The 9,290-nt window shown below is 63.2% G+C and carries 4 protein-coding genes; all 4 read left to right on the forward strand.

The features are described from left to right. The first annotated feature begins 219 nt into the window (after positions 1 to 219). Entirely contained in the window at positions 220 to 855 is a 636-nt protein-coding gene (locus HV770_RS37740) for a glutathione binding-like protein (RefSeq protein ID WP_175166488.1), read from the forward strand. 1,630 nt (positions 856 to 2,485) lie between these two features. Next, positions 2,486 to 3,265, forward strand: a complete 780-nt coding sequence (locus tag HV770_RS37745; protein ID WP_175166489.1) for a response regulator transcription factor — start codon at positions 2,486 to 2,488, stop codon at positions 3,263 to 3,265. Positions 3,266 to 3,307: 42 nt separating this feature from the next. Continuing rightward, on the forward strand, positions 3,308 to 5,662 hold the full coding sequence (locus HV770_RS37750) for a CHASE2 domain-containing protein (RefSeq protein WP_175166490.1): 2,355 nt from the start codon (positions 3,308 to 3,310) through the stop codon (positions 5,660 to 5,662). 615 nt (positions 5,663 to 6,277) lie between these two features. After that, positions 6,278 to 9,290 (forward strand): ESPR-type extended signal peptide-containing protein (locus HV770_RS37755; RefSeq protein ID WP_246291627.1); only part of this gene is annotated, 3,013 nt, incomplete at its 3' end.

Genomic DNA, 9,290 nt, shown 5'->3' on the forward strand with positions numbered 1-9,290 from the left:
TCATGCCTTCCATTCGCCATTCGAGGTCTTCGCCGCGACCCTTGCCTCAGCAAGTCAACCTCAAGGCTCTAAACATTAAACCCGCTGTTGCGCTTCACTCTTGAAACCGCCTACCTATATCACAAAATTCTGCCTTCTTCTCTTTTTTTCCCTGCTGGGAGATATTAGCTTCCGCTCCATAAAGATGGCCGCACATTTTTTGATCACGAGGAACAATGCATGAAGCTATATCACGCACCCGGTAGTTGTTCACAAGCGATTTGCATCGTCTTGCAGGAGACCGGATTGAATGCAGAAATCATCAAAGTCGATGCCCGCAAGCATTTATTGGAGGACGGCGCTAGCTATTACGATCTTTCCGAACTGGGCTACGTGCCGCTCTTGCAGCTAGACGATGGTACGTTTCTACGTGAAGGACCGGTCATCGCGCAGTATCTTGCCGATCAGCGACCCGAATCGAGATTGGCACCCGCTTACAGCACAATGGAACGCTACAGGCTTCTCGAATGGCTCAATTTTCTTACTTCTGAAGTTCATAAAGGCTTCATCCCGCTGCTTTATGCCGTGGCAGCAGGAAAATGGGCCGACGCCTCCAGGCCAAAGCTCGAAAGCAGGTACGAGTGGATTAATCAGCAGCTAGCTTGCAAGCAGTTTCTAATGGGAGATGATTTCACTATCGCCGACGCCTATCTGTTCGCGCTAACGGGCTGGGGTAAGGCCACATGGATGAAGTCCGTATACAACGCGAACATTGACTTCAGTTTTCACCGTCACCTTCAGGCGTGGTACGAACGTGTCAGGGATAGACCAACGGTCCAGCGCGTCCTAAGCGCAGAGGGATTGTCAGGTAGTTGAGGCGTGATGCCGGTTCGGTTCTCGGCTGCTGCAGTGAGGCTTCGCAATGATTGATGCATTCAATCCTTCGGGCATAGGGTCGCCCTTCGGAGCGTTTTCCATGGCTGTCATTCAAGGTTGCATGACGCGGGGTTCAACGACCGCTTCGGGCTGCTGAGCCGTCGAACGCTGGCTGTAATCGACGCGAGCGTGGTGGGACGATCGTTGACCTTGGGGAAGATCGCAGGCGCAAATCGTTGCCCAGGAGGACCGACGGATAAACAAATACAAACGTCTGGAACGCGAGGTCAGCACCCCGAGAGTGAAACGCGACTGCATATACGACTTTCGCAGCTTGCCAGCCGTGGCCGCTATAGAGCGTCGAATTTGTGAGCCTCAGCCTCAACGAACGGACCCGAGCAAGCAGCCGCGATCGCCGCCGAAGGCGCGAGCGCGACGGACCACTCGGCCATTTGCACTCGTCTGACGAAGCTGCGGCGGTCATCTCGAACCTCGACTGGCATTACCACGAATGGGCCTCGGTGCTCGACCGCGTGGCAGCGGATCTGCCAACCTGATTGAGATTCGCCGCATGATTGACCAATCCACGGAGCAATGGACTATGCGTGGCAAGCGACCGCGGATGCCATTGGCTGTCCGACGCACCGGTTGCTAATGCCATGTTGCGAGTGCTATGCGCGGGAGGGCACCCGTAGTTGTTCATTTTAGAAACGCGTAATTGCGCCGTAATAGCATTCGTTGAACCCCATGGCGTATTAATTCGAACTCGCATGAACAATTCTTTCCGCCTCCGGAAAATGGGTCGAAAAGTACGGTAGCAGGCTTTCGGTTGGCGGCGGGATTGTCACCGCGAGGCGGCTCCTGCACCTTCGCGGCGACACCTGATTGCGGCGGGCGGTCCCTTGCGCATCACGAGATCGACTTCCGGCGGTCGCATACTACTCCCTATCCGCTTTGTTCTTCCGTCCCAATGTTAGAAGGCAAGGTGCTTTCCAATTGCAACGTCGTGTAGACAAATAAATGTCCTTATGAGAAAGTTCCGCCGGCAGTCGGCTTACGAACTGTTACAGCGGGCGGTATCGTATCGTCGAATCGGAAAGATTGCTTGCTAGGTTTCCGAAAAGGACAACCGGCATACGCCGTGAAAAGTCTGTGCCATGCGGCCGGACGGATAAGCCCAATTGAAATATCTGCAGCCTGATGAGAGCACGGCAACCATGAGCATCCAGAGGCTAACAGCCCAGCAGAACGGCCTTAAACATGTACATGATCTACTCGATTGGTGCTTCCACCTGCTCCTGCGTCGACGTCTTTCGACACCGGGCACCGAGCGCGTGGGCCGGCCGCAAGAAGCCGCTGACTGCTCAGTTCGGTCGCAGGGCGATCCTGCTCACGTTGCTCACGTGGACGCACCTTGATTCCGGCCGTTAAGCTCTCCTCGTATGGCGAGGAGAAGGTGTGGTGCACCGCTGTTTCTCTGCCCGGTCCTACTGGCGTTGCGTCGGTCGGTTTGGCGAGGTGACGCGACGAATCCCGGCAGCCGAAGCGACGCTCTGCGATGCGCAACCTGAATGCGCCTGGACGAGCTGGCTAGTGCATCGCCTGTCGCTGATGACAAGGAATACCCCTGATGCGTGTGCTGATAGTCGAAGATGATCCCGTTCATGCCAAAGCCGCAGCGCGGGTCATAGAACCGCTCGGACACGAAGTGGTTGAAGCGCGTGACGGCGAGATGGCGCAGCGCCTGTTGGACGCAGAGTTGTTCGACCTCGTGATTCTTGACTGGCTGCTGCCGAGAATGAGCGGCTTCGAAGTCCTGTACTGGATCCGCCGCGCACTCGGCACGTCGCCTGCCGTGCTTTTCTTGACGAGCAAGACGCTCGACGACGACATCATGCTCGCACTGGACGCCGGCGCCGACGACTACATCGTGAAGCCGTTCCGCGTCGGTGAACTCGCGAGCCGCGTAAACGCACTGTTGATGCGTTCAAAGCGCGCCACAGACCGCTTCGGCCTGGTCGACGTCGGCGACTACATGCTGAATCTACGCGACCGCACGATCCTGCTGCGCGGTGAACCGGTCAAGCTCGCGCCGAAGGAATTCGACCTCGCCGAGCTCTTCTTCAGCAACATCGGGAAGCTGCTGTCGCGCAAGGTGGTCTGCATCAGCACGTGGGGACGTGAGTTGGATCCCGCGTCCCGCACGCTAGATACTCACATCTACCGGATACGGCAAAAGCTGGAACTCGGGCCAGAAAACGGGCTGCGGCTCAGTTCCGTGTACACGCACGGGTATCGCCTCGAAGCGGTGTCGTCGGTCCGGCTTGACGGCAGCGCGTCTGCACACCGTCCGCTCGTGCAGCCCCTGTCGGTGCTTCCACTCCTGTCCACCGGACTCACTTGTGAGTGAGACAGTTGTCAGCGCACGAGCGTGCGAACTGGGCAACTTCTGATGAGCACCGACGATTCGCGTGTGCGCGCTGGCGTCGCGCGCGACTGCATCGCGATTGGTGCGTTCGTGCTGCTGCTGTGCGTGTCGCTGACCACGTCCGATCTGCTTCGCCGTGCCGACCTCTTCTTCTTCGACGTCGTGCAGCCGTTGCTGCAGCGGCCGTCGCCGCAGAAAATCGTGCTGATCGCGATCGACGGCGCGAGCACGAAGGCGCTCGGCGGATGGCCGGTCAAGCGCGCTGATTACGCCGCGCTGATTGACCGGCTGACTGCGGCGGGCGTGGCTGCCATCGGGCTCGACGTCGCGATGACCCATCCGGCGAGAATCCTGCCAGCCGGCGACGCGTGGCTCGCCAGTGCGATCCGGCGCAATGGCCGCGTGGTGCTCCCCGTCGTCGTCGCTGGCGAAGACGGGATGCCGAGCCCAGCGCCACCGGTCCAGCCCATTGCGAGCGCCGCCTTTGCGGTAGCCCAGGTCAACGCCGCACCGAATTCGGATACCGTGTCGCGCAGTTTCTATCTCCGCGAGGGGCTACCGCATGCCGAGTACGAACACATGAGCGAGTCGCTGTTGCGCGCGAGCGGCGTGCCGTTCGCGGGCTGCGATGAGCCTCCGGCACGCGACCCGCTCCGCTGGGTCGGTGCATGCCGCCGCTACGTGCCGCTCGGCCCCTGCCCTTCGTACCAGTCGATCCCGTTCCTCGACGCGCTCGAAGGCCGCGTCGCGCCCGGTTTGCTCAAAGATGCCATCGTGCTCATCGGCCCGACCGCGAAGACTGCGGACACGCACTTCGTCACGCCGGGCAGCGAGCCGCCGTCGCGCGCCGGTGTCGAGTTTGTCGCGCAAGCCACTTATGCGCTCGCGAGCGGGTCTCTGGTGCGCAACGCGTCGTGGACCGGCCAGTTGCTGTTTAGTCTGTCTGTGCTGCCATGGCTGTGCGCTGCGCTGTGCGCGCTCGGCCCGCGCGCCGCGCTGTTTGCTTCCGCGGCACTCGCGCTCGCCGCGTGCGTCGCGTCGCTGCTGTTGCTAAAAATCGCCCATCTGTTCTTCTTTCCGGCCACTGCGGTGGCCGCGTGTCTGTTCGCCTACGCGCTCAGTGCGTGGCGGCGGCAGGAAGCATTGCTGTGCTACCTCAGCAGCGAAGCGGAACGTGCAATCGCAGACCCCGGCCTGCCGGGCGACACGCCCGCTTACACGAACGCGCTCGATCCGTTCCGCCGGCGTGTGATCGTGATGAGTGCGATGGTCGCGAGGCTGCGCCGCTCGGCGCACTTGATTTCAAAGTGGATGGACAGCCTGCCGGAAGCTACGCTCGTCGCTTCCGCTGCAGGCGCGGTCATGCTCGCGAACCGCAGGGCGCTCGGTCTGTACGAGATGGATGCAGATCGGCGGGGCTCGCCGCCGCCAGCGGCTGGCCGTCACGCGGCCGACGTCATGCGCGAGATGACCGCATCGGACGACGCCGCCCAGTACGTGCAGCGCGCGCTGGAAACGCTGGCCAAACGCAGCTGCGTCGCTACCGCGAGCGAACCCTCGGGACAGATAGAGGGTCTCGAGATCGTCGACGCGAAACGACGCTCGCTGCTGGTGAAATGCGCGATCGTGCAGGCGCACGAAGCGAGCGACGCGATGCTGATAATCCACGTCGCCGACATCACGCCGATGCGCGCCGCCGAACGCCAGCGCGACGCCGCGCTGCGGTTTCTGTCGCACGATATGCGTTCGCCTCAAGCCGCGATACTCACGCTGCTCGAGCAACGCCGCCAGGCGCCAGACGAGTTGCCGGAGGCGCAATTCACGGATCTCGTCAGTCACTATGCGCAGTCGACGCTCACGCTCGCCGACCAGTTCCTGCTGCTCGCACGCGCAGAGGCCCGCTCGCCGAAAGCGGCAGACGTCGATCTCGCGCCGCTGCTTGGCGACGCGGTCGACGACCTGTGGGCGCATGCCAGCGCGAAGCGTACCGCGGTCCGACTGATCGCGGAACCGGGGATGCTCGTCGTCGCCGATGCGCTGCTGCTGCGCCGCGGGTTCGCGAATCTGATCGACAACGCGATCAGGTACAGCCCGGAAGGCGCCACCGTGACCGTCGCGGCCGACGAAAGCGAAGGACGCTGGCGCGTGAGGGTCACCGACACGGGCATCGGCATACCGGCGAATCAATTGCCGAACCTTTACACCGAGTTTTTCCGCATCGACCCGAGCGGCGCGCGCCCCGGGCACGGCCTCGGGCTCGCGTTCGTCAAGCAGATGATCGACGCGCTCGGCGGAGAAATTCGCGTCGAAAGCACCGTCGGACGCGGGTCGGTCTTCACCCTCCTCCTCCCTCAAAGCACCGCGCAACGCGGTAGTTGAGATTCCGGCGCGCAACGCCGGAAACATCGCCGCGGAATTTCACCAGTTCCCGAATCGGAACGAAACCGGACAGGACCCCGCGTGCCGCGCGCGGATATTGCCATCGATATCGCAATTGCATCGATTTAACATAAATTTATCGCTTTCTCACGCGGCGCCAATTATTCAAATTCAATTCCCAAGCATATTCATCGCGTTGCACAAAAACTATTAAGGGCGATATCGAGCAGTGCGTCCGGTCATACGTAAATGTGCCGTAAAGCCGCGCCGTTTGGACGGTTTGGCGCCGACGTTTGCTTTGTTTACTTTTCGTTCACAATTATTCAATATTGCCTCCTCTCGCTCCGGAATACCTTTCCATTATTCTATGTTTCAACGGGTTCTTGACCGTTTTGGTTAATCGAATTTGCCATAGAAAAGGCGAAAGAATTGAGTTCGTCTTATTTGCGGCTATTCGCCTGTCGAGTGCGATTGATTGGTCGAAATCGTCTCACGGCAAGACCTCGCTCCCGAGAAAGAACCGTTTTTCATACGGCCCGACTGACATTGTTCGCACCAGGCATTCCCGGCTGGCCGTGCGAGTGAATGGGGCGCGCCGCTTACTTGCAGGAATCTATGAATCGAACTTACCGCATTGTGTGGAACGCGGCACGCGGCGCATTCGTCGCGGCGTCCGAACTTGATCGGGCCGACGGCAAGGGTAAAGCCAGAGCCGCCGCGCGCGGCATCGGCACATCGGCCGTTCTGACGTCGATGGCGCTTGTCGTGCTGGGCGGCACGATGTGGTCCGGTGACGCCGCGGCGCAGGTGGCGATCTCCGGCACGAACTGCCCGGGTACGGCGACCGCGAACACAAACAATGGCATTGCGATCGGTTGTACGGCGAACGCAAACACCGCCAGTGGTGGGATTGCGATAGGCGCAAATGTTACCGCGAGCGGGGTCAACAGCGCGTCAGTCGGGATTTTCTCGCAGGCGACCGCTCAAGGGGCATCGGCTTTCGGTACGTCCGCGAACGCGAGCGGCACCAATTCCGCCGCGCTCGGTCCTGGCGCCAAGGCTTCGGGCGCGTCGAGCGCCGCAGTCGGTCCTTTCGCGAACGCGTCCAACGCCGGCGCGTTCGCCGGTGGCAACGGTGCCGCCGCCTCCGGCTCGACCGCGGTCGCCGTTGGGTCGTCCTCTACGGCATCGGGTGACAATTCCGTCGCAGTTGGTCAGAGCGCACTCGCGAACAATCTGGGCGGAACGGCAGTCGGCGCCGCCGCGCAGGCGACGTCCTCGGGTGCGGTTGCGTTCGGCAGCAACTCAACCGCTTCGAGTGGTAATGCGATGGCGATCGGCTACCAGTCGACCGCGTCCGGCACCAACTCGATGGGGATGATGACGAACTCCGTAGCAAGCGGCACGCAGTCGATCTCAATCGGCACGAACAGCACTTCGTCCGGCACGTCGTCGGTTGCGCTGGGCGCGACCGCGCAGGCGACGAATGCGGCCGCCACCGCGGTCGGCAACGCGGCGAGAGCGAGCGGCAATACATCGCTCGCAATCGGCGGCCAGGCGATTGCCATGGGCGACGGGACCATTGCTGCAGGCCAAGGCGCCGGTGCGGGCTCGACGACCGGCAACACTGGATCCGTTGCAGTCGGTCTCGCGACCGGCACGCTCGTGAGCGGCGCGCAGAACACGGCGCTCGGCGGGGGCGTCGCGAGCGCGATGCGCGGCGCAGGTTCCGGCGTCACCGGTACGCGCAACGTCGCATTGGGCACGGGCGACGGCACGGTCACGTACGACGGCACGCTCAGCGCGTCGTCGGGCAACCTCGTGTCGGGCAACGACAACGTCGCAATCGGCACCAACGCGGGCATCGGCGTGGCCGCCGACGCGACTACGTCGATTGGCCGTAACGCGACAGCGAGCGCGGCCAATGCCATCGCGATGGGCGCGGGCGCGCAGGCGAGTGGGGCAAACAGCCTTGCCATCGGCACCGGCAATGTAGTCAGCGGCGCGAACTCTGGCGCGATCGGCGACCCGAGCACGATCACCGGCACCGGTTCCTATTCGCTCGGCAACAACAATACGATCAACTCGAACAACGCGTTCGTCGTCGGCAACGGCGTGTCGGTGCTCGCGGGCCTCGACGGCGCGATCGTGCTCGGCAACGCGTCGACGGTGTCGGCCGCCGTGCAGACGCCGAGCGCTGTCATCGGCGGGACCACGTACAGCTTCGCCGGCGGTGCGCCGGCCGCGGGCGACGTGATAAGCGTCGGTTCGGCCACAGCGCCGCGGCAGATCCAGAACGTCGCGGCCGGACAGATCAGCGCGATTTCCACCGATGCAGTCAACGGCAGCCAGCTGTACGCCACGAACCGGGCGCTGTCGTCCGCGATCGCTGGCGCGGCCGCGCATTACTACAGCGTCAACGACGGCGGAAGTCCCACGGCCAACTTCAACAACGATGGCGCGACGGGTATCAACGCGCTCGCGGCGGGCGCCGGCGCGACGGCGACTGGCAACAATTCGACGGCAATCGGCAATCTCGCGAACGCCGGGGACGGCGCTGCGACATCGATCGGGTACAGGGCTGCCGCGGGAGGTGGCAGCATCGGCGGCAGCGCGATCGCAATCGGTAACTCGGCCCAGGCCGTCGTGACCGGTGCGGGCGGTTCGCCAGTCGCGATTGGCGCTTCGGCGAATGCGAGCGGCGCTTCCGGCACTGCGTTGCCAAGCGGCGGCACTAGCTTCGAAGCGGTAGCCGTCGGCAACTCGGCGACGGCAACGGGCCAGGGCAGCGCTGCCCTCGGCGTCGGCAGCCGCGCAACGGGCACTTGGTCGACCGCAGCCGGCCTCTTCGCGAATGCGTCCGGCAGCGACGCGACGGCCATCGGCGACAATGCGGTAGCTTCCGGCGTGTCTGCGATCGCACTCGGCGATGCGGCCGGCGCCAGCGCGGCCAACGCCATCGCGATGGGCGCGGGCGCGCAGGCGAGTGGGGCGAACAGCCTTGCCATCGGCACCGGCAATGTAGTCAGCGGCGCGAACTCTGGCGCGATCGGCGACCCGAGCACGATCACCGGCACCGGTTCCTATTCGCTCGGCAACAACAATACGATCAACTCGAACAACGCGTTCGTCGTCGGCAACGGCGTGTCGGTGCTCGCGGGCCTCGACGGCGCGATCGTGCTCGGCAACGCGTCGACGGTGTCGGCCGCCGTGCAGACGCCGAGCGCTGTCATCGGCGGGACCACGTACAGCTTCGCCGGCGGTGCGCCGGCCGCGGGCGACGTGATAAGCGTCGGTTCGGCCACAGCGCCGCGGCAGATCCAGAACGTCGCCGCCGGACAGTTGAACTCGAACAGCACCGATGCGGTCAACGGCTCACAGCTGTATGCAACGAACCAGCAGGTGGACGCGAACACCACCGCGATCTCGGACATCGATAACGGCGCAGGCATCAAGTACTTCCACGCGAACTCGACCGCCGCCGACAGCCAGGCGACCGGCACCGACAGCGTCGCGATCGGCCCACTCGCCGTGGCGACCGGCGCGAACAGCCTCGCGGCGGGCAACGGCGCAGCCGCGCAGGCCGCGAATGCGGTCGCGCTCGGCTCGGGTGCGGTCGCGAGCCTCG

The sequence above is a fragment of the Paraburkholderia fynbosensis genome (assembly GCF_902859935.1).
GTDB classification, from domain to species: Bacteria; Pseudomonadota; Gammaproteobacteria; order Burkholderiales; family Burkholderiaceae; genus Paraburkholderia; species Paraburkholderia fynbosensis.